A 20,314-nucleotide genomic window follows, 5' to 3' on the forward strand; every position below is an offset into this window, starting at 1 on the left:
TGCCGCAGAAGGTGTTCCCTGGCGGTCCATTCGAAGACCTGGGGGTGAACGATGGCCGCTGCTGACGGCGCGGCATCTGTCGGCACGATGCCGGTGCAGCAACTCCGGGCGGGAGATCACGCGTTCGTCAGCTACGCGGACGACGACGCGGGCCGCGACGTCGTCACCACGTTCACGTGGACGGGACTCGCCCGGCACGAGAAGGTCATGGTCTTCTCCGCACCGCAGACGGACGAGAGCGAGGTGTGGAACAGCCTGGACGCGCCGGGCCCCCTCCTGGGGGCCGCCCGCGAGCGGGGCCAGCTGGTCGTCAGCAGCATGCGCGCACTCATCCACCCCGCCCCGCACTTCACGCCCGAGCGCCAGTGGCAGCGCATCGAGGAGGAGACCGGCCGCGCACTGCGAGAGGGCTACCGCGGGCTGCGCACGTATATCGACATGCACTGGGTGGCGGACCTCGACGCCGACATCGCGGTGATGATGCACCGCGAATCGCACGCCCAGCACCTGTTCACCGACCGCCCGTACACCGAGATCTGCGCCTACGACAGCCGTTCCTTCGCCCCCGACGTCCTGACGGCCATGCACCGGGCCCACCCGTGCCGACTGCTCTCCCGCCTCGGAGAACTCCACGTGGAACAGGCGCCGGGCACCGTGCGCCTGGCGGGCGAGGCGGACGTCGCCACCCGCGAACAGTTCCTCTCCGCCGTACGCGAAGGGCTCCTGCGCACGGCGGACGAACGGCGGCTGACGCTGGACATGTCCCAGCTCATCTTCCTCAGCGCCGCCTGTGCCGTGGACCTGCTGCGGCTGGCCGCGTCGGCCGAGGACCACGGGATCCGGGCCCTGTGCCATCCGTCGGGCGCCCGCATGCTGCGCATGGCGGGCGCGGAGAACATGCCCAACCTGCTGCTCAGCGAGGTGACCCGCCGATGACGTCGCTCGGCCCCGCCGAACCGCCGGCCGCCCCCCTGCTGGAATGCCCCTTCACCCAGGACGATCTGCCGCGTCTGCGCATGCTCGTCGACCAGTACGCCGACCGCGAGGGACTGCCCGAACCGCAGCGGGGCGACTTCATCGTGGCCGTCGACGCGGTGGCCACGAACGCCATCACCCACGCGGGCGGCGGCGGCACGCTGACACTGCGGCGCGTCGACGGCCACCTGGAATGTCACATCCGTGACTCGGGACCGGGCTTCACCGCGGACGCCATCCCGCCGCTCGCCCCGGGCGTCGGTGTCCCCGGCGAGGGACGCGGACGCGGCCTGTGGCTCGCCCGCCACGTCACCGAGTATCTGAAGGTCTCGACGGGCAGCATCGGAGCCGTCGTCACCCTCGCCATGCGCCTGCCGCACTGAGACCGTCAGCCCGCGCTCGTGACGTCCGCCGTCGTCAGCACCTCCACGGTCAGGGCGCTCTCGACCTGCCTGACGGTATGGAACGTCACGAGATCCTCAGGACCTCCCTGACGCCGCGGCCCGCCGCCGACCAACATGCCGACCAGCCGGGCCCCGTACACCATGTGCCCGTCGACCACCCTGTCGACCGGCACGAACACGGGAGCCCCCGAGTCGCCGCCGGCCACGATGTTCACCCCCTCCTTCCCCGCGAGCACCAGACCGCGCGTGCACACGATGGGCGGCTCTTCGCTGCACGACTCACCACTGGTCAGGTTGTACACCTCGATGTCGCAGACCAGCTTGGTCACCTTCCCGCTGACACACACCCGCTGCCCACGCACGGGAGCGTCAGCCTTCTCCAGTACGCGGCGGGCGACGGGGGAGCCCGGCGGACCGCCGTCCGTCCAGATGGTCGTCGCGTACACCTGCGGCTTGAGGCGGGTACCGCTGATCATCGCGGCGTCCACCGTCTCCGTCTCGTACGACTCGAGGAACGTGCCGAACCTGAACTCGCCCGACGTCGCGTCCGTCCCGGTCGGCGCGCAGTGCCCGGCGCTTGCCATGCCGAGCCTGTCGCTGACCACCTTGCGCACGGCGAACCCCGACGAACAGGCGAACGTCCGTCCCCCGTACGTCACGCGGTACTCGGCGCCGCCGCGGTGCGGCTGCGGGTCGTTGAACCTGCTCGCCGGGGCGCCGGACGCGGGCGAGGACCACGTCAGGACCAGCAAGAGGGCCACCAGGCAGTAGGCGAAAGGTCGTCCTGACACCCGAACCTCCTAGAGCTCGAAGTCGATCCGCCCGAGCACGCCGACACTCAGGCCGAAGTAGTCGGCGTGCACCGGCCGCCGGGCCGCGGGCACGGCCGTGCCGTTCACCGTGAGCGTGTCCGTGGCGGTGTCCGCGTCGGTGCGGTACAGCTCGTACTCCTGCACGAGCAGCCGGTACGAGGTCAGCAGCTGCACATCCGGCACGGCGATGCCCCCGTCCCACACGATTGAGCCCCCGTCGGCCCGGCACGTCAGCTCCGCCGGAGCACCCGTCTGCTTCCAGTCCATCTCGTCCGTCTGGAGGGTCGCCCGGCTCTGCAGGGTCACCACGACCCGGCGGCTCGCGGCCGCGGCGACGACTCCGGTGCCGCTCAGCTCGCCGAGTTCGTTGTACGTCGCCGGTCCCGCGAGCCGCACGGTGAGCCGGTCGCCGTCCCTGCGGCCGGTGACCGAGCGGTCCGGCACGAGCTGCGCGAACTCCGCGCGCTCCACCTTCGACAGATGCAGCGGATCGACCGAGTACGGCTGATAGCGGGCAAGGGCGAGCCGCACGTACGGGAAGTACGACTTCGCGGTGGTGGCCGCGTCGCCGAAGTCCACGTCGATGTCGACGTACCAGAGCCGCCGCTCCGCATGGAACTCCGGAGCGAACGCCACCGCGTCCACGGCCACCGGCGCCGCGTCGGGGGACTCGGCGAGCCGCAGCCCCCGCAGACTCTTCGCCGCGTTCGGGAAGTGTGCGGCGGCCGGGTTCGGCAGGACCGTGGAGTCGGCCCACACGGGGTCCACGCCCCAGCGGGTGACGAAGGCGTCCGGCAGGGCCGCGCCCGCCGGATCGAGCAGGACGGCCAGCATCTCGTCGTCCCCGGAGGAGAACCACGGCCGGTTCAGATAGGCGCGCAGGCCCGCGGGGCGGCGGCGTCGGGTGACGGACCGGCGCTGCTCGTCGACGGTCCGCTGCCAGCGGAAGGTCGGCACCACATAGGCCACCGAGGGCGGCTCGGGACGGCGCGAGCTGGGCACGGGCAGGGGAGCGGCGGCCGGGCCGACCCGGGTGACGTTCGCCCGGTCCTGCGTGATGCTGGGGTGGAAGTACTCGCGGAACCGGGTGACGGCGGTCGGCGTGTAGCGGACGTTGCGGTGCCTGGTGTCGCCGAACTCATGGGTGCGGTCGACCTGTTGCTCGTCGGCGGTGTAGGCGAGGGTGATGTCCTCCAGGTGCGTGTGGCCGTCGATCCGGACCGGCTCGGGTCGGGTGACGTCGTCCAGCCACTCGCTCCAGTGCGCGTCCACCTCGACGTGACCGCTGCTCTCGGCGTGGCTCGTCAGCGTCCCCGTCAGCCGCGCCGCGGTCTGCTCGGCCGCGCGGTGCGGGACCAGTTCACCGAGCCCGGGGCGGAGCACGGGCTTCTCCACCGCGTGGACCAGCGTCAGCTCGACCCAGGGGGTCAGCATCCAGTTCTCGCCGTCGGCGCTCGCCCGGGTGACGAAGGCCTTGTCTGCGGCGGGCAGGTCCGTCCAGAACGTGGAGCCGGTCAGCAGGCTCCACTGCCTCAGCAGCGGCAGCTTGGCCGTGTCGACATAGCAACTCAGCCGGACCGTGGCGATCTCACCCTTGGTGAGGAACACCTCGAGGACCCGTTCGCGCACGCCGTCGCGCCAGTGCGGTTCCCCGTCGCCCTCCCGCACCCGCAGCTTGAACGGCTTGGCCTGCGGCCACGGGCCGGGGAACGGGATCTTGCGGTTCTCCGTGTCCCCGGGCAGACCGCGCAGCAGAACGCCCTCGGCCAGGACGTCCGGAAGGTACGGCAGGATCAGCTGGTCGGCGCTGTGCACCACGAACTCGCCCTGCCGCAGGCAGGCGCCGCGGCGGGGGAGGGGCAGCCGGGTGAGCGGCAACGGGTCGTGCACGTCGTGCTTGGCGATGTGGATGTCGCCCTCGCGCAGCAGATCGTGCTCCAGGTGCGGCCACTCCGGGTCCCGCACCTTCGTGTCCAGGAAGGACCCGGCCTCGCGGGACGCGACGGCGACGTACTCCTCACGGACCTCGGCGGAGGTGTCGGGGCCGAACACCGCGTCGAACACGCCGTGCTCCTCGGCCATCTGCAGGGCCGTCTTCGGCGGCGCCACGTGCCGCTCCGCGACCGGCTTGTACCGCCGGTCCAGATCGTCGACCTCCGAGCGCGCCTCGTGGTCGGGGACGTCGGAACGGCGCAGGGCGTACTCGTCGGTGGAGATCGCGCGGCCGTCGTCGGTGACGGTGCTGCGGATGACGAGGCGCTCGGTGGACTCGCCCTCGTTGAACGGCAGGAGCGGCATCACCACGGGCTGGGGGACCGGCTCCCAGCGGCCGTACGTGATCGCGTCGGAGTGGACGGCGTCCGGGGTGCTCGTCGTGTGGTCGGGGCCGTTGCCCGCCAGGTCGACGGCCCTGGCGCGCATCCGGTAGGTGCGGCCGAACCGCAGCGCGGGCAGCGAGCCCGGCTCGGGGGCGAACTTGGTGTCGAGCGGCACGTCCGGCGACACGGGCGGCGCCGGGGCTTCCGGCTTGTCGTCCAGGCCGATGGTCCGGCCCGGGCGCGGCGCCGCGAGACTCCAGCCGTGCCAGCCGAACACCGCCTGGTGCCCGTACAGCTGCCGGTCGTCGGCCGCGTCGACGGTGACCGCGCTGGCCCGCACGAGCCCCTCGTCGGGACGCACCCCCTGGATCTCGACGGGCTGCTGTCCCGGACGACGCACCGTGTAGCGTCCCCGGCGCCGCAGCAGCGAACGCCACTGTGCGACCCGGCCGGTGGCGGGATCGACGACCCCGATGTCGACGCGGTACCCCCGCAGCAGGTCCACGGCCGTCAGGACGGTCTCCGCCGCGTCGACCTGCCGGCCCACGTCGGCGCCGATGAGCCCGGCGAGGTGCCGGTCGCGGTCGGTGTGCAGCAGGGTGATGCCGGCGCCGCGGGCCGCCGGGGTGCCGGTGCCCGCCACCTGCTGGGCCACCGACCGCGCGCCCCCCGGCACACGACCGCCGTTCCAGAGGGTGTCGATCGTGCGGGCGTAGTCGACGTGCTTGAGAGCCGCTCCGTCCACGTCGAGCTCGGTGAGATGCCACAGCTCGGGGTCGCCGAGATCCAGCATGCGGTCCTTGATCACTTTGCTGTCCCCGACGGCCGCATCGAAGACGCTGCCCCGTGCGTAACGGAAGCGCGTCCACGGGCACTTGCCCGGAGCGTTGAGCACACCGGCATCCGGCAGCGCGTCGTCGAAGTGCACCCGCACCTGAGCCCCGTCCGCCACCCCCGCCGGCATCGCGAAGCTCAGATCGAGGACCAGACCGAACCGCCGCTGCAGCTCCGGATAGTCGCCCAGCAGCCCGCACGCCTCATGGAAGTCGATCCGGTGCGTCGGCTCCTCCGCGACCCCGGGCGGGGACGGCGCCTTGCCCCGGTCGTAGAACCTGGCGGCCTCGGCCAGCGGCAGCATCCGTTTGTCGTCGGAGTACGCCCCGCTCGTCCGGTCCATGAAGCGGGGCGTACGACCGTCGTCGGCCGCCGCACGGCCACCCCGCGGATGCAGCACCTCCTCCACAGCCGCGTACCCGACCTTCGGATCGCGCCCCAGTTCGAGCACCCGGTCCGGAATCAGGTCGGCCACCCGGAACAGCGCGGGAAGCTCCCAGCCACGGTGGTCCGTCGGCGGCTCCTCGCACAACGCCCTTTCCTCCCGGGCCCACGCGGTACGCAGCCTGCTCTGCGTCGTGTACACCGCGATCGACTCGTAGAGCCCGGTCACCTCGTCGTGCACCAGCTTGCCCGGGAAGGAGCGCAGTGTGCGCCGCTCGTCCGCCGCGAACGCGCTGGGCGGCGGCTCTGGAGGCCGTACGAAAGTGGAGTCGTCGAACAGGGTCCGCCACAGGGCGGGATCGGCGGCCGGATAGCGGCCCGTCGGCCGCAGCGCGGTCACGCGCGTGCCCGCCGGACTGTTGAACTCCAGCCACAGCGAGGGAAGAAGGGCAGCAAGCCGCTCCGGCCACTTCGCGAAGTACGGGGACTGACCGAGCGCGCCGATGCCGGTGAGGCTGGGGCTGACGAGCACGGACACGCGTACCGTGTCCGCGTCGGCGACCCCGTCGGGAAGCACGGTCCAACGGATGCTGTCCATGGTCAGTCCACCTCCGCGAACGCGGTGCGGTAGTCGTGGACCGGGTCGATCAGGGCGCCGGTCACCGGGTCGGGGTACGGGGACATCAGATCGACGAAGGTGGGCGGACTGATGGCGGGGCAGGGCGGGTCCCCGGCCGAGACGGCGAACGCGGCGGCTCCGGTGCCGCTGCCCGCGAACTTCTTCTCACAGCTGATCGTCACCGACGTCTCGAAGAAGCCGATCTCGATGCTGATCGTCAGGGTGGCCTTGCCGACCGCGTACCCGTCCTTGTATCCCAGCTCCATGTACAGCTCGATGGAGGCGGAGACGATGCCGAGGACGTCGACCTCGCCGCGCGCCCGCAGATAGCCGACGAGCGTGACGCTGTTCTTCGCCAGATCGAGCCGGAAGTAGATCCCGGCCATCACCGACAGGCTGCCGCTCGCCACGCCGAAGTTCATCGACACGGCGGCCCCGAACTCCAGGGCCGCGTCCAGTACGGCGATCTCCTTGGGGTTCAGGACGATCCCGAAGTAGCCCCCGCCGCCCAGCATCGACACCGTGAGGCGGAACGGCGCCTCACGGCGGCAGAACGCGAACCCGGCCTGGAGCGGCGTGTCGCCGATGAACGGGACGGACAGCACCGCGTTGAGGGAGAGGTTCTCCAGGCTGAAGACGCCGACGGCCGCGTTCGGCAGCTGCATGGAGTAGTTGGCGTGGATCCCCGAGCCGTCGACGGTGATGGCGGGCGGGTCGCTGAAGCCGTCGAGCGGAATGATGTTGCGCAGGGTCTGGACGAAGTCGAGGTTCCCTACGAAGTCGACGCCTCCGAACTTCACCTCGACGTCGGGTTTCTGCCCGGCCCGCATGCTGAAGCGGATCTCGTCGAAGTGCAGCACGACCGCGTCGAACCCGGGGACCATGCGCAGGTCGAACTTGCCGAGGGTGCAGGTGACATCGGCGGCCTGCGGCACGTCCGGCCGCAGCGAGCCGCGCAGGTCGGTGACGAGCGTCAGCTTCCCCGTCGGCCAGAACACGGCGTCCTCGGCCCTGGTCGGCGTCTCCTGGCCCGGCGTCCACGCCTTGATGTCGGGCTGCCACTGCAGCCGGGAGTTGACCACGTCGGGCAGCTTGGCGCCGAGCGCGGCCAGCTCGATCGCCTTCTTCAGCGCGAGGGCCTGGCCGACGGCGCTGTCCCAGGTGGCGGCCTGGTCGGCGATCCGGCCGAGCAGCTGCCGTACGCCGGTGTCGACCCCCGCGGGCAGGGAGACGCGCAGCGCGGCGAGGGCGTCGGCGAACGCGTTGAAGGCGTTCTCGACCTCCTCGATGGTGGTGGGGTCCGGTGCCTGCTCCAGCTGGCCGACGATGTAGTCCACGAGGGTCCGCGCGAAGATCGCCGCGGCGTCGGTCACGCGAAGGACCGCGTCCACGGTCTCGGGGAACTGTTCCTCGACGGACGTGAGCAGATCGCGCAGTCCGCGCAGGTCGCCGAGGAAACCGGTGACCGCGTCGACCGTCGCCGTGAAGAAGTTCGGCGCCTTGAGGTTGTCGAGGCCGATCTCGCTCAGGATCTCGGTGAGCGGGAACATCCCGAACAGCTTGGCCCCGGCAAGCTCCCCGAAGTAGTCGAGGGGGTTGAACCGGCCCTGGGCGAGCTTGGCCCATTTGTCGACGGGCACGGCCCCCGCGGCGGCGCCGGCCGCCGTCCCCTGTGTCGCGGCGACGGGGCCGGTGAGCCGGGAGAGCCCGGCGACGGGGAAGTTGGGCTGGGCAAGGGCGCCGGAGGTCTGCCCCGAACCGCGGAACGTCAGGTCCACGGGCGAGACGAGCTCGACGAAGACCTGCCCCTTGTTCGCCTCGGTGAAGGCGTCCCGTACATAAGGCTCGGGATAGAACACCGACTGCGGCTGGTCGGCGCCGAATCCGCCGAACTGGCCGAGCGCGGGGATCACGGCCCGGGCCCAGCGCACGGTCGGCACGAACCGTGGGTGATCGGTGGGGTCGAGGTTCAGGATGGCCTCGGTGGTCGCGGCGCCCCAGACCAGCTGCCCGGTGGAGAGCGTCGTGTCGCCGGGCTTGCGGCTCGGCGCGTACGCGATGGACTGGCCGCGCACGTCCGCGACGGCACGCCGGACCGCGGGATCGTTCAGGTCCGGAGGCCCTGGGGACGGCTCGGGGACGAGGCTCCGATAGTGCTGGACGATCGCCTGTACATCGGCCTTGTTCTCGTGGACGAGCTTGCCGACGAACGCCATCGGAGTACGGAACTCCAGGAGCCGCCCCTCCAGGTCGACCATGCTCACCTGGAACTGGAAGGGATCCTCGGTGGCGGTGACGGGGAAGAAGGCGAGCTTCTCGTCGGGGTCGCCGCCGACCGCGGAGAGCCCGGGGATGGTCTGCGGCTTCTCCAGATCAGGGGTGACCAGGGTGAGCAGCCGGACGCTGCTGAACGGGAAGAGCCGGTGCAGTCGCCGCTGGTCGTCGATGTCCTCCGGCGTTCCGTAGCCGCGCACCGGTTCGCGCACCATGATGAAGAACCGCTGGTTGAGATAGGCGGCCCGGTCCGGGCGCGTGTGGTCGAACTTGCGCTCGGTGACCTTGACGAGGTCCGCCAGATGTCCGAACGGCCACAGGCGGCCGCGGTACATGACGCGTACGTAGTGGTCACGTCCCAGCGCGGCCCGGTGCCGCCACTGCGTGACGTCGAACCCCTCCGGGGGCCGGTCCCAGCGGCCGAACGAGTCGAGCCAGCCGCCCATGGCGGACAGGACGAGATGGTCGACGTCGAGCGGTGCGGGCGTGAATCCGCCCGGCAGGTTCCGGTTGGAGCTCAGGTGCACGACCGAGGACCGGTCCTTGCGGTCGAGCGCCATCGTGAACTCGTTGCCCCCGGCGGGCAGGGCGTGCGGGTCGGCCGGGTCGAACCCGGGGTCGCGCGTCCACACCGCACGGGCGTGACCGGCCGGCATCCGGGTGTGCCAGAGCTCGACGCGACCGTCCGGATCGGGGAGCGAGGTCGCATGCGTCCAGGTCGCGGTCTGGGGCGGGGAGAGCAGCAGCCGATAGGGGAGCTCGATGCCGGTACGGGGGTTGGCGGCGTCGGACAGGGGGTTCTCGGGGCCGGGGCCGGAGAGGCCGCGCGGGGCGTGCGGGGCGGGCGGGGCTGCCGCGGTGAGAAGCCCCGAGGCGAGGGGACCGGCCGGGCCGTGCCGCGCGGCCAGTTCCGCTGTCGTCCGGGCCAGCCGCAAGGCCTGGAACACATCGACGGGCCGTGCCGCCACCGTGTGCGCCAGACGCGCGGCGGAGGCGGGCTCCCGTGCGGCGTCCACGACATGGAGCGGCAGGGTCCGCATGGCGGTGAGCAGACCCGCTTCGGTGTACTCGACGACGACATCGGCCGCCACCGAGAACACGAGCAGGCTGCGGCCGCCGATGCGCGAGGCGACGGGCGGCGGCTTGTGCGGCTCGCTTCCCGTGCGCGCGGTTTCCGGCAGCCCGGGGCTGACTTCGAAGAAGGCCTGCTCGGCGACGTGCTGAGGGCCGAACGTGACCACGAGGAAGGCGGGTTGCGCGGGCTCCTTGCGCACCAGCCGCCGCGGTCCGAGGAGGGGGCGTTCCAGTCGCAGACCGAGGAACGCGAAGTGGAGATCGAGCAGGTCGGTCGCCCGTAGCAGCCGGTACGGCTCGGGCGGTGGGGGCGCGGCCATGTGACGCTCCTGTCGGACGAGTCAGGAAACGCGTACGAGTCGAACATCCCGTACGGGTGTGGCCGTGCGGGCGTGGCGCCGATCCTCGGAGGAATACCAGGCTCCCGAACCCGCGTGGCACCCTGCACGGAGCCCACACGTCCACCACCCGAACGAGTGAATTGGGTGACTGGTGGGTCCTACGGAAGCGACGCATGAGGAAACGGAATACGCACCGGGGCGGGCGAGTTGATGACAGTTGCCACCGCCACCACCGTTACCGCCGCCGCCACCATCCCGGACGACTCAAGAAGGAGACCCCTATGCCCCTGAGCGTCGAAGAGCGCGAACTGTTCCTGGCCGAGCCGCACATCGGAGCGCTGGCCGTGGCGGCGGAGGCCGGGCGGGCGCCGCTCACCCTGCCGATCTGGTACCAGTACGCCCCGGGCGGCGAGCTCTGGGTGATGACGGGCCGCCACTCGAAGAAGGGAAAGCTGATCGCCGAGGCGGGACGTTTCTCGCTGATGGTCGACCGCCTGGAGCCGACCATCCGCTACGTCTCCGTGGAGGGCCCGGTGGTCCGCACCGAGGAAGCCACCATCGAGCAGCTGCGCGAGATCTCGGCGCGCTATCTCGCGCCCGAGAAGGTCGAGCGGTACGTGGAGTTCGCCTCCAAGGACCACGGCGAGCAGGCCGTCTACTACCTGCGTCCCGAGCACTGGTACTCGTCGGACCTCGGAACCGTCTGAGTCCGAGTGTGAGTCCGAGGCGGTCAGGGCTTGCGGGCGAGCCCGCCGTGTTCACCGATCGGCTCCGTGGCGGGCGCACCGGCCTCCGGGCGCCAGAAGGGCACCGAGACGACGCCCGGCTCCAGGAGTTCGAGTCCGTCGAAGAACGCCGCGATCTTGTCGACGGGCCGCAGGAAGTACGGGACGGCGCCGGTCTCGTTGTAGGCGTCCTGGGCCTGTTCGTAGGCGGCGTCGATGCCGCGTGAGCCGTCGTTGATCGAGAGGTAGCTGCCGGACGGCAGCCCGTCCACGAGCCGGGCGACGATCGCGCGCGCCTGGTCGTAGTCGGCGATGTGCCCGAGGATGTTGCTGAGGATCAGGGCGGTGGGGCGGGTGAGGTCCAGCGTCTCCGCGGCGGCCGCCAGGATGCGGTCGGGGTCGGAGAGCTCCGCGTCGACGTAGGCGGTCGCGCCCTCGGGGGTGGAGGTGAGCAGGGCGCGCGCGTGGGTGAGGACCATCGGGTCGTGGTCCACGTACACGATCCTGGCCTCCGGGGCGAGCCGCTGGGCGACCTCGTGGGTGTTGTCCACCGTCGGCAGTCCGGTCCCGATGTCCAGGAACTGCCGGATGCCCGCCTCGGTGACCAGGTGCGTGATGTTGCGGCGCAGGAAGGCACGGCTGCTGCGGGCCACGGTGACGATGCCGGGGAAGACGGCGCTGTACGCGTCACCGGCCGCCTCGTCGACGGGGTAGTTGTCCTTCCCTCCCAGCCAGTAGTTCCAGATCCGGGCCGAGTGCGGCACCGAGGTGTCGATCTTCTGGTGCGCCGCCGGACCGGGCGTCGTGGCGTGGTCGGTCATGGGTACCGTCCGTCTTTCAACCGTGGCGTGGACTGTTCAACGCACAACTTACGCTGCAAAGGCGCTGTTTGACACACAAGTTCACGGCATCTGTGTACGCCGACGGGGCGGGAGCGGTCCGCCGAGCTCCGCTGGGATCCGGCGGGGTCCGCCGCCCGACCGGCATCCTCGCTCAACTGGTCATATAGGCACCGCCGTTGACGTGCAGCACCTGACCGGTGATGTGGCGTGCGCCGGGGGAGGCGAGGAAAGCGACTGTTTCCGCGATGTCCGCGGGTGAACCGGCGCGACCCGTGACGGTCGCCGCCACGAGCTGCTCACGCCGCTCGTCGGGGAGCCGGTCCCGGAAGAACTCGGTGTCCGCGATGTAGCCGGGCGCGACGACGTTCGCGGTGATGCCGCGAGGCCCGAGCGTGCGGGCGAGGTCCAGGTTCCAGGTGGCGAGCCCGGCCTTGGAGGCACCGTAGGAACCGGCGCCGGACCCTCGGGACGCGGCGATCGACCCGATGTGGACGACCGTGCCCCCGTCCGCGAGCCGCCCGTCCAGGGCCCGGGTGGTCAGCGCGGCGCTGACGAGGTTCGCGTCGAGGTTGGCGCGGAAGGCCTGCGCGTACGCGGTGAGGTCGGCGGCCTCGCGCTCCTGGCCGCGGGCCGTGTCACTGCCGGGTTCGCTGTCGAAGTCGGTGTTGCCGCCGGCGTTGTTGACGAGGACGTCGACCTGTTCGGGGAGTGCGGCGAGGAGGGCGGTGATCGCTTCGGGCCGGGTGTGGTCGCACACCACGCCGGTGGCGCCGGTCTCCGCCGCCAGCCGGTCGAGGGGCTCGCGGCGGCGCCCGGTGACGAACACGGAGTCGCCCCGCTCGGCGAAGAGGGTGGCGACGGCGCGGCCGATGCCGGTGCCGCCGCCGGTGATCAGGACGGTGCGTGCCATAAGGTGAACTCCAACATCCGTTGAGGCCTAAATTTAGAGCTAAACGTAAACGTACCATTGGTGGGACGGATGCCCGGAGGGACCGGGCCGAGATCGGGATTGAGCTTGAGAGGTGGGCGTGGACGCGGACATGGGCGTGGGCGTGGAGAACGCGACGGGCGGCGGGGCGGCGGATTCCGGGGCCGGGAGCGAGGCCGGGAGAGGCGCCGGGGGAGACGCCTCGGGAGCGGAAGGTGGGCGCGGTGACGGTGACCGGGAGGCGGCCGGGACCGCCGCGTACACCGCGCGGGACATCGCGACCGCCTGGGAGCGCGAGCGCCCCGGCACCCCTGCCACGTCGATCGGCATCGTCACGCCGATCTGGCAGCTGGCCAAGCTCTTCGGCGACGACCGGAGGCGGGTCCTCGCCCGCGCCGGCGTGGACACGGCGACGCTGGACCTGCTGAGCGTGTTGCGCCGCAGCGGTGCGCCGTACACCCTGACGACCCGCGAACTGGGCCGGCTCTCCATGGTGACGGCGGGCGCCGTCTCGCAGCGTGTGGCCCGCGCCGAACGCGAAGGCCTGGTCACCCGCCGCCCGGGCGAGGGCAGGCCGCGTACGGTCGAGGTCACCCTGACCGAAGCGGGCCACGCACTCGTGGAGGCGACGGTGGACCAAGTGCTCGGCAGGGAGGCCGACTTGATCAGCGGCCTCACCGCCGAGCAGCAGGCCCGGCTCACCGAGCTCCTCGGCGTCCTGCTGGCGGACGTACAGCGGAGTCTCGGGGACGAGCGGATCACGCAGGTGGGCCAGTTCTGAGACGCGACGGCACGGCTGCCTCCCCGCTTGCACGGGGAGAAGATCTCGATGATGGGGGTGCCCCGAACCCGCCCTCACTGCCCGGATCCGCACGTGATGATGTGCTGTGCATGGTGCACTGTCACCTGTACGCGGTGCTGAGCTGATCTGTCATCGGGGAGTCGAACCCCCGCGTTGCTCTTCACGCGCCAGGAGTGGGCCGGAAACCGCCGGCCCTCGGTGTGTGCACGCTTCCGGAACAGCTACCTGCTCCCCATCATCCTGCCGTCATCCCGCTGCATCATCCCGCTGTTATTGGCCGGACCGACTCAGTCCAGCAGGTCGACCTCCCAGTTCGCGCGCTGGATCCGCACGTCGATCTCGCGGATGTCGCGGGCGAGCGCGTCCGCCTGGCCGCGCGGCTCCGCGACGGGAAGGGCGGAGAGCATCACCAGCTCGGACCGCAGCTGCCGTCCGCAGCCCCGTTCGCCCGTGCCCGCCGCGGCGTCCGCGGCCGCCGTGACCACGGAGTGGCGCAGCCGCAGCACGTCCCGCCGCGCGAGCGCGTCGGTCAGCGTGCCGTGCTCACCGAGGTCCGTGGCGGCGTTGGTGCGGTTGATCCGCCGGATCAGCGACTCCAGGTCGTCGAGCACCTCGCCGGCATCGGCCGGCAACTGGGCCGCGTCCTCGGGAGGCGTCTCGCCCTCCTGGTGGCGCGCGCTGCTGACGACGCGCGATCGCAGCTGTTCGACGCGACGTGTCGCTTCGGCGCGCTCTGCCAGCGCCTCCCGTACGCACGGGATTTACGTGCCCCGGACACGTCCCCGCTTCCGCTACTTCTTGTGTTCCCGGAAGCGGCCGAACGCCTTGGTGAAGGCGCTCAGGGGCGAGCCCGCGCCCCCGTCCGTCTTGCCCTGGCCCGGCGCGGCCGTCGTGGCGGCCGTACCGTCCCCGCCCGTCACCTCGGCCAACGCGGCCTGCGCGGCCTCGGCCGCCTCCCGGTACAGGTCACGCGAGGTCGTCATGGCGTCGAGGGCCTCGGCGTACTTGGTCACCATGTCCTGGGCGTGCGTCAGTTCCTCGTCCGGGGTGAGCAGGTGCCAGCCGTGGCGCAGCCGCGCGAGGGCCTGCTCGGCCTCGGCGGGCAGAGGGCGGGGGAGTGCGGCGAACTCCTTGACCCTGTCGAGGAGTTCGGTCGGCTCCGACCCGTCGAGGAAGACGGTGCGCACCGTGAACCGCTCCGCGTCGTACTCCGGGTGCGGCGGTGCCGTGGGAAGGACGACGGCACCCCCGCGCGGCATCCGCACGCCCAGTTCCCGCTTCATCGCGAAGTCGGCGATCTGCGCCTGCTCCGGCGTGCCCCGGTGCTCGACGACCTGGTGGCGCAGGCTCGGCGGCAGGAACGTCGAGACCGGCTGCTGCCCCTTCGCGTCCGGCGTCATCGCCTCGTGCACGACGACGTGGATGTACCAGCTCCGGCGAGTGCATTCCCGCAGCAGGTGGCGCAGCTCGTCGTCGTCCTTGGGCAGGTGATTCGTGGTCCGCAGACGCAGGTCGGACGGTACGTCGTGGTCCCACGGGACCAGGTCGCTGTCGGGCCAGAACATGGTGGCGGGCGAGGGCCAGTGCGCGTCCCACACCTGCTCCGCCTCGGCGGCGAGGACCCAGGTGACGCCGGCGTCGCCGTCCTTGCGCCGGGCGTCGGAGTCGTACGTGGTCAGCTGGGCGCGCACCGTGACGTCGTCGGTCACGTGCCAGCGGGCCTCGAAGAGCCTGCGGGCCGAGGGCCCGGGGTCGGCGGACTCGTCCCGCGGATGCAGGACGGTGGAGCGGGCCGCCTCCGCGGGGTCGAGATCCAGGAAGTCGTCGAGCACCCCGGCCGCCTTGAGGGCGATCAGGTTGCGCCGGACATCCTGCTCGGGCTCGGGCCCGAGGTGGCGCCCGCGCCCCAGCCACGCGGTGTCGGGGACGGTGGTCGAGGAGCTGCTGTTCTTGGCCATGGATTCGTTCTGTAGGTGATCGGAGCCCGACCAGTATGGTCCGTGATCCTGTCGAAGGAAGAGAGGCGGGCAGAGTGCGGGGAGAGCTGTGTCACGGTTCAGGTGCTACGGCTCGATTCCTCCTGCCCGACAACGGGTGACCAATGCGGGTCGAGGGACGCTGCCACCCGTCAGGGGGACGTGGAAGTTTCCGGTGCGGCGGATATGCGCGTGCCGGGAGTCGTGGTCGTCGTGATCGCTGTGGCCGTTGTGTCCGCTTTGGTCGTTGTGGTCTCCGCGGTGGCGGCCCGGTCGGACCCGCTGCGCAGGACGCAGAACTCGTTGCCTTCGGGGTCCGCCAGCACGGCCCACCCCGACCCGTCCGCTTCCCGACGGTCGACGACCCACGTGGCACCGAGCCCCCGAAGCCGTGCGACCTCCGCCTCGCGGGACGTCTCCGGACGCAGGCACAGATGAAGCCTGTTCTTCGAGGCCTTCGGTTCGGCCACCTCGTTGAAGAACAGGACCGGCCCCTCCGGCAGCACCACCTGAGTCTCTTTGTCGCCGGGCCTGTCCTCCGGGTGCAACGGACGACCGGTCACCTCGCTCCAAAACCGGGCAAGTTCATAGGCGTTGGCGCAATCGACCGCCACATTCTGCAGAACCGAAGTCATGGAGCGAGCCTGCCCCACCCCCGTGGCGCGCGGCAAGCAGGCACGATCAGCGGTCATGGATGACTGGTATCTGCAGAGGCCCCACGGGGTCCGGTTCGACTGGGGCCCCACGGGAGCCGAACGACTGGCGGTGGACGTCGCCTGCCTCGTGGTCGTGGACGTACTGTCGTTCACGACGTCGGTGACGGTCGCTGTCGATGCGGGAACGAGAGTCTTCCCTTATCGCTGGCGGGACGAGACTGCATCCGCGTTCGCCGAGCAGATGGGCGCGGAGCTGGCGGTCGGACGCCGGATGGCCACGACCACAACACCCTGGTCCCTCTCCCCGGCTGCGCTGCGGCGAGCCCCGTTCACACCCCGCCTGGTCCTGCCCTCACCCAACGGCTCCGCCATTGCCGCGTCGGCCGGCGGCATACCCGTGGTCGCCGGTGCCCTCAGAAACGCGACAGCCGTGGGCCACTGGCTCGCCCGCGAGGGTTACGGGACGACGGAACGCCCCGTAGCGGTCATCGCCTCCGGCGAACGCTGGCCGGACGGGAGCTTGAGGCCCGCGCTGGAGGATCTGCTGGGAGCGGGCGCGATTATCGGCGCGCTGCACGGATGGACCCGTGCTGGTGCTGGTGCTGGTGCTGGTGCTGGAGGTGGAGGTGGAGGTGATGGTTGTGGTGACGGCGGTCGTGCCGGTGGTCGCGACCGTATCGACGACGCGCCGGCCTTGTCGCCGGAAGCGGAGATGGCGGCGGCTGCCTTCCGAACGGCACCGGACATTGCCACCGCTGTAGCCGAGGGGGCCTCCGGCCGGGAACTCATCGGCGGAGGCTTCGCGGAGGACGTTGCCGTCGCGACGGAAGGGGATGTCTGCTCGGCGGTCCCCGTCTTGGCTGACGACGGGGCGTTCGCACGGATCGACGGATTTGCGGGTCCGGCAACTTAGATTGCTGAAGTGCCCCGCCGGTAGCAGGCTGATGCGCAGTCAAGGAAACTCGCGCAGCGGGGAGTTGCAACATGAACACCAACACCGCCATGGACGACCCGGCGCCGCAGAAGAGGCCGCTGGGCAACCGTGTGCACCACGTCAGGGCCGGCGAGTTGGACGGTTACGCGGCCATCAGCGCAGGAACGGTCGGCTCGAAGAAGCTCTGGATGGGCCTGGTGGAGAACCCGCCGCTGAGCGCGACGGACAACCATCACCACGGTGCGTCGGAGGCGGGCATTTACGTGGTCAGCGGCCACCCCGTGTTCGTCTACCACGACGGTACGAAGGAGGTACGGGTCGCCGCGGGCCCCGGAGACTTCTTCTTGGTGCCTCCATTCGTCCCGCACCGGGAGGAGAACCCCGACCCGGATGAGCCCGCGGTGGTGGTCATAGCCCGGACCACGCAGGAGCCGATCAAGGTTTCCGTGCCGGAGCTGTATCAACTGGCGGAGGGGGAGGGGGCGACGGAGTAGCCGAAGTGGAACTGCACGGACGATAAAGCGGGTGGCGGGCCGACCGGGAGGTCGGCCCGCCTTTCCTCTTTTTGGAGACGGCGAGATGGCGAGGCGGTGAGGTGGCGAGGCGGCGAGCAGCAAGGTGGGGAGTGCCGTGCCGCATTGCTCTGGAATTCAACCAATGCCCGTGCTGATCGGATCGGGCTCGGCGCCCAGATGGGGCAGGGGAATTGCACCGGTGAACTGAACAATTACCGTCACCCGAGTTACGAATCAATCATCTTCAACGGTTGACCGTGGATGAAAGGAACCCCAGGTGAATGGAGATTGAAGGTGCGTGATCAGCGTTGCGAGTGAGTGTGGGTGAGGGTGGTGGTGTGGGTGAGGCGGCCGTTCTGGTGGGTGGTGACGGTGTGCGTGGTGGTGTCGCGCGTGTGGGTGGGAGGGGTGGCCGTGACTGTGGTGGGGGTGGTGAGTTCGACGTAGTGGTGGAACGTCGTCTGCGTATGGGTGAGCTGCGTGGTCGGGGGGTGCGGGTACGTGGCTTGCCGAGCGGCCTCTATGAGGACCATGCCGGGAAGGTGGTCACCGTCGTGGTCGAAGAGGACGGGGTGCGCGGGGTGAGGGTTGAGCCGGTAGGTGCGGGGTTGGTGGGTGGGGGCGAGAACCAGGTCGCGGGAGTGAACGCGTCCGTAGATGGAGGGGTCTTGATGGGTGGGGGTGTGGACGAGCGCCTTGAGGGTGTGGGTGGTGGGGTCAGTGGTGTTGTCGGGGTTACTGGCGGTGCGCATGCGGTGGTAGGCGGCCGGTGAGATGCAGGTGAAGTGGCCGTAACCGGTGGAGAGGGTCTGGCCTTGCGGGTCGGTGATCTTGAGCGTGATGGTGAACTGGGGGCTGCGGCCGGGCCGGGAGAGGGTGGTGTGGAGGGTGAGGTTCGTGGGGGTGCTGCCTATGGTGAGGTGCTCGGGGTGAGTGGTCATGGTCATGTCTTGCATGACGAAGTGGTGGCCGAGGGGTATGCCGTGCTCGGCGTGGGCGAGATAGATACCGGTCTGCCGGAAGGTCTCGCACGCCTGGAGGTGGTCGTGGCGACCGTCGAGGGTGTTGAAAAAGGTGTGGGCGCGAGGCCATTGACCGGTGAGGATGTAGGTCTCCGGACCGGTCTTCTCGCAGCCGGTGAGGAAGACCTCGGCGAGGGCGGCGCGGTGCACGTACTCGGCAGGGACGGTGGTGGTCAGGCGAGGCGGAACGGGCGCCGCCTTGACGGTGCCGGTCCGACGGGTGGCGGGGGCCGGAGTGGTGGCGGCCGGAGTGGTGGGGCCGTCCGTGACACCGGCGGGCTGGGCAGCGATGTCAATCGTGGAGTTCTGCGCGTCCTGCGCGTCCTGCGCGTTCCGCGCGTTTCGCGAAGTCTGCGCGATGTCGGGGGTGGTGGCGCCGACCGTGACCCCGACGGTGGTGCCGTCCGGAGTCGTCGTGCCGTTGCTGGTGGTGTGGGTGACCTGGGCGTCTTTCGACAGTACGAGACTGCTGCTCATGAACCTCTCCCCCGGAGGTGAAATGAAAGTGACGCCATAACATACATACCCACCGGTTTCCTTTTCAAGGGTTGATGGTGATTACATGCGGCGGGTCAGAGTCCTATTCGGATTCTGGTATTCCGCTGCTGCGGTTTCCCGCCGTGGGGTGCGGTTTCGGGATTTCGTAACGCTGGGTAGTTACGTTCCTGGTGGGAGGCGGTCGGGGGCGGGGGTGCGGGTAGTGCGGGACGGGTGAGGGCAGGGGCGGGACCGCGGATTTCAGGTTGAAGAGGAATTCCCCAGTCCGTTTATCGCTATGGAAAACAGGGCGTCCGGTTCCCTTGTTATGCTTTCGCGCCGTCGACGGGGCGGGGGCCGGGGAGGCCCTGCCGGCCCCAGCCTCAACCCGCACGACGCAGTTAGTGCAGTGCAGTGCGGCGCAGCGCCAGCCCACCGCAGAGCGCGCCGCCTGACGGGGCGGCTGAGCGGCTGGGTGGCTGAGCGGCGGGTCGGCCGGTGGACGGCTTGGTGCAAGTTGGTTCGGTTCGTGTCGGGTTCGTTGTTGACGGTGAGGGCGGGGTTGTGATGGCGGGTCGTGAGGGTTTGCTCGGGACGGGTGCGGGCGAGAGGGGCGCGGTCGAGACGGATGCGGTCGAGACGGCCGGAGGGCAGGGGCTGAGCCATGTGCGGCTGGTCGCGGTAAATATCGACGGGGTGCTGCTGAACGACAGTTTCGGCCCGGTGATCCGGCGGCTGGTGGAGTCGAGGGGCGGGACGTACGGGCCGGAGTTGGAGCAGGCACTGTTGTCGCAGTCGCAGATGGTGGCGGCGCGGGCGGCCGCGGAGGTGCTCGGGGGCAGCGCGGAGGAACTGCTGGCCGCGTACTTCGAGGAGCGGGAGCGGTACGTGGCGGAGCACCCGGTGCGCGTCCTGCCCGGGGCGCAGGAGTTGCTGGAGCGGCTGCGCGGGCTGGGCGTGTCCACGGTGTGTTACGGAGGGTTGGAGCGGAAGCACTTCGACCGCTACCTGGGCCATCTGGCGGGACTGTTCGACGCGCCGGGGTACGTGTGCACGAACGACTTCCGGCCGGGCATCCGGGAGATCGCCGAGGATGTGTTCGGGCTGCGGCTGGACCAGGTGGCGTTCATCGACGACGTGGCGCGGGTCGCGGAGGCGGCGCGAGATCTGGGAGTGGCGTTCATCGGGCATCCCAGTGATTACGAGGACGGTTTCCAGCGTCCGTTGATGGAGCGTGCGGGGGCACGGCATGTGGTGCGCTCGCTGGGGGAGATCGATGAGGAGTTGCTGCGCCGGGTGGATGCGGAGGCGGCGACTGGGCGGAGTTGGGCGGGTCGGGGGGTATAGCGGGAGGGGTTCCGGTCCGGCGCCCGGAAGATCTGTTTGCCCGTCCGGCTTGCCT

At 70.5% G+C, this 20,314-nt stretch carries 15 protein-coding genes and 1 pseudogene; 7 read left to right on the forward strand and 9 right to left on the reverse strand.

Going from position 1 to position 20,314, the window contains the following annotated elements; translation table 11 throughout:
* Positions 1-51 precede the first annotated feature (51 nt).
* Positions 52-936 carry an MEDS domain-containing protein gene (locus DEJ49_RS35680; protein ID WP_223833141.1) on the forward strand — a complete coding sequence of 295 codons (885 nt, stop codon included), beginning with the start codon at positions 52-54 and terminating at the stop codon, positions 934-936.
* Positions 933-1,358 (forward strand): ATP-binding protein, encoded by a 426-nt coding sequence (locus tag DEJ49_RS35685; protein ID WP_150187935.1) that lies wholly within the window; start codon positions 933-935, stop codon positions 1,356-1,358. The genes DEJ49_RS35680 and DEJ49_RS35685 overlap by 4 nt, the downstream gene beginning before the upstream one ends.
* Before the next feature lie 5 nt (positions 1,359-1,363).
* Here the strand turns inward: DEJ49_RS35685 and DEJ49_RS35690 are convergent, their stop codons facing one another.
* The 3 genes from DEJ49_RS35690 to DEJ49_RS35700 are packed head-to-tail and all read right to left on the reverse strand — an operon-like array spanning position 1,364 to position 10,014.
* Positions 1,364-2,170, reverse strand: a complete 807-nt coding sequence (locus DEJ49_RS35690) for a hypothetical protein (RefSeq protein WP_150187936.1) — start codon at positions 2,168-2,170, stop codon at positions 1,364-1,366.
* A gap of 9 nt (positions 2,171-2,179) precedes the next feature.
* Positions 2,180-6,325 (reverse strand): hypothetical protein, encoded by a 4,146-nt coding sequence (locus DEJ49_RS35695; protein WP_150187937.1) that lies wholly within the window; start codon positions 6,323-6,325, stop codon positions 2,180-2,182.
* Between the two features lie 2 nt (positions 6,326-6,327).
* On the reverse strand, positions 6,328-10,014 hold the full coding sequence (locus tag DEJ49_RS35700; protein ID WP_150187938.1) for a hypothetical protein: 3,687 nt from the start codon (positions 10,012-10,014) through the stop codon (positions 6,328-6,330).
* A 302-nt stretch (positions 10,015-10,316) separates the two neighbouring features.
* Here DEJ49_RS35700 and DEJ49_RS35705 point away from each other — a divergent pair, with 302 nt between their 5' ends.
* Positions 10,317-10,742 (forward strand): pyridoxamine 5'-phosphate oxidase family protein, encoded by a 426-nt coding sequence (locus DEJ49_RS35705; protein WP_150187939.1) that lies wholly within the window; start codon positions 10,317-10,319, stop codon positions 10,740-10,742.
* Between the two features lie 23 nt (positions 10,743-10,765).
* On the opposite strand, the gene DEJ49_RS35710 is transcribed toward DEJ49_RS35705, so the two are convergent.
* On the reverse strand, positions 10,766-11,581 hold the full coding sequence (locus DEJ49_RS35710; RefSeq protein ID WP_150187940.1) for an SAM-dependent methyltransferase: 816 nt from the start codon (positions 11,579-11,581) through the stop codon (positions 10,766-10,768).
* Positions 11,582-11,753: 172 nt separating this feature from the next.
* Positions 11,754-12,512 carry an SDR family NAD(P)-dependent oxidoreductase gene (locus DEJ49_RS35715; RefSeq protein WP_150187941.1) on the reverse strand — a complete coding sequence of 253 codons (759 nt, stop codon included), beginning with the start codon at positions 12,510-12,512 and terminating at the stop codon, positions 11,754-11,756.
* Between the two features lie 118 nt (positions 12,513-12,630).
* On the opposite strand from DEJ49_RS35715, the gene DEJ49_RS35720 reads away from it, so the two are divergent.
* Positions 12,631-13,311, forward strand: a complete 681-nt coding sequence (locus DEJ49_RS35720; protein ID WP_317850480.1) for a MarR family winged helix-turn-helix transcriptional regulator — start codon at positions 12,631-12,633, stop codon at positions 13,309-13,311.
* Positions 13,312-13,619: 308 nt separating this feature from the next.
* On the opposite strand, the gene DEJ49_RS35725 is transcribed toward DEJ49_RS35720, so the two are convergent.
* From DEJ49_RS35725 to DEJ49_RS35735, 3 genes and pseudogenes are all read right to left on the reverse strand, one after another.
* On the reverse strand, positions 13,620-14,093 hold the full coding sequence (locus tag DEJ49_RS35725) for a DIP1984 family protein (RefSeq protein ID WP_150187942.1): 474 nt from the start codon (positions 14,091-14,093) through the stop codon (positions 13,620-13,622).
* Positions 14,094-14,123: 30 nt separating this feature from the next.
* Positions 14,124-15,290, reverse strand: coding sequence for a hypothetical protein (locus DEJ49_RS35730; RefSeq protein WP_150187943.1), 1,167 nt, complete (start codon positions 15,288-15,290; stop codon positions 14,124-14,126).
* A gap of 278 nt (positions 15,291-15,568) precedes the next feature.
* A pseudogene (locus tag DEJ49_RS35735) lies at positions 15,569-15,943 on the reverse strand (VOC family protein); the annotation flags it as partial.
* 55 nt (positions 15,944-15,998) lie between these two features.
* Here DEJ49_RS35735 and DEJ49_RS35740 point away from each other — a divergent pair.
* Positions 15,999-16,877, forward strand: a complete 879-nt coding sequence (locus DEJ49_RS35740) for a 2-phosphosulfolactate phosphatase (RefSeq protein WP_150187944.1) — start codon at positions 15,999-16,001, stop codon at positions 16,875-16,877.
* Positions 16,878-16,948: 71 nt separating this feature from the next.
* Entirely contained in the window at positions 16,949-17,392 is a 444-nt protein-coding gene (locus DEJ49_RS35745; RefSeq protein ID WP_150187945.1) for a cupin domain-containing protein, read from the forward strand.
* Positions 17,393-17,715: 323 nt separating this feature from the next.
* Here the strand turns inward: DEJ49_RS35745 and DEJ49_RS35750 are convergent, their stop codons facing one another.
* Complete coding sequence (locus DEJ49_RS35750; protein ID WP_150187946.1) at positions 17,716-18,912, reverse strand: ScbA/BarX family gamma-butyrolactone biosynthesis protein; 1,197 nt, start codon at positions 18,910-18,912, stop codon at positions 17,716-17,718.
* Positions 18,913-19,479: 567 nt separating this feature from the next.
* Here DEJ49_RS35750 and DEJ49_RS35755 point away from each other — a divergent pair.
* Positions 19,480-20,259: an HAD family hydrolase gene (locus DEJ49_RS35755; protein ID WP_223833142.1), complete on the forward strand. Its 780-nt coding sequence runs from the start codon at positions 19,480-19,482 to the stop codon at positions 20,257-20,259.
* The last annotated feature ends 55 nt before the right edge of the window (positions 20,260-20,314 follow it).

This window comes from Streptomyces venezuelae (assembly GCF_008642335.1).
GTDB lineage: Bacteria > Actinomycetota > Actinomycetes > Streptomycetales > Streptomycetaceae > Streptomyces > Streptomyces venezuelae_F.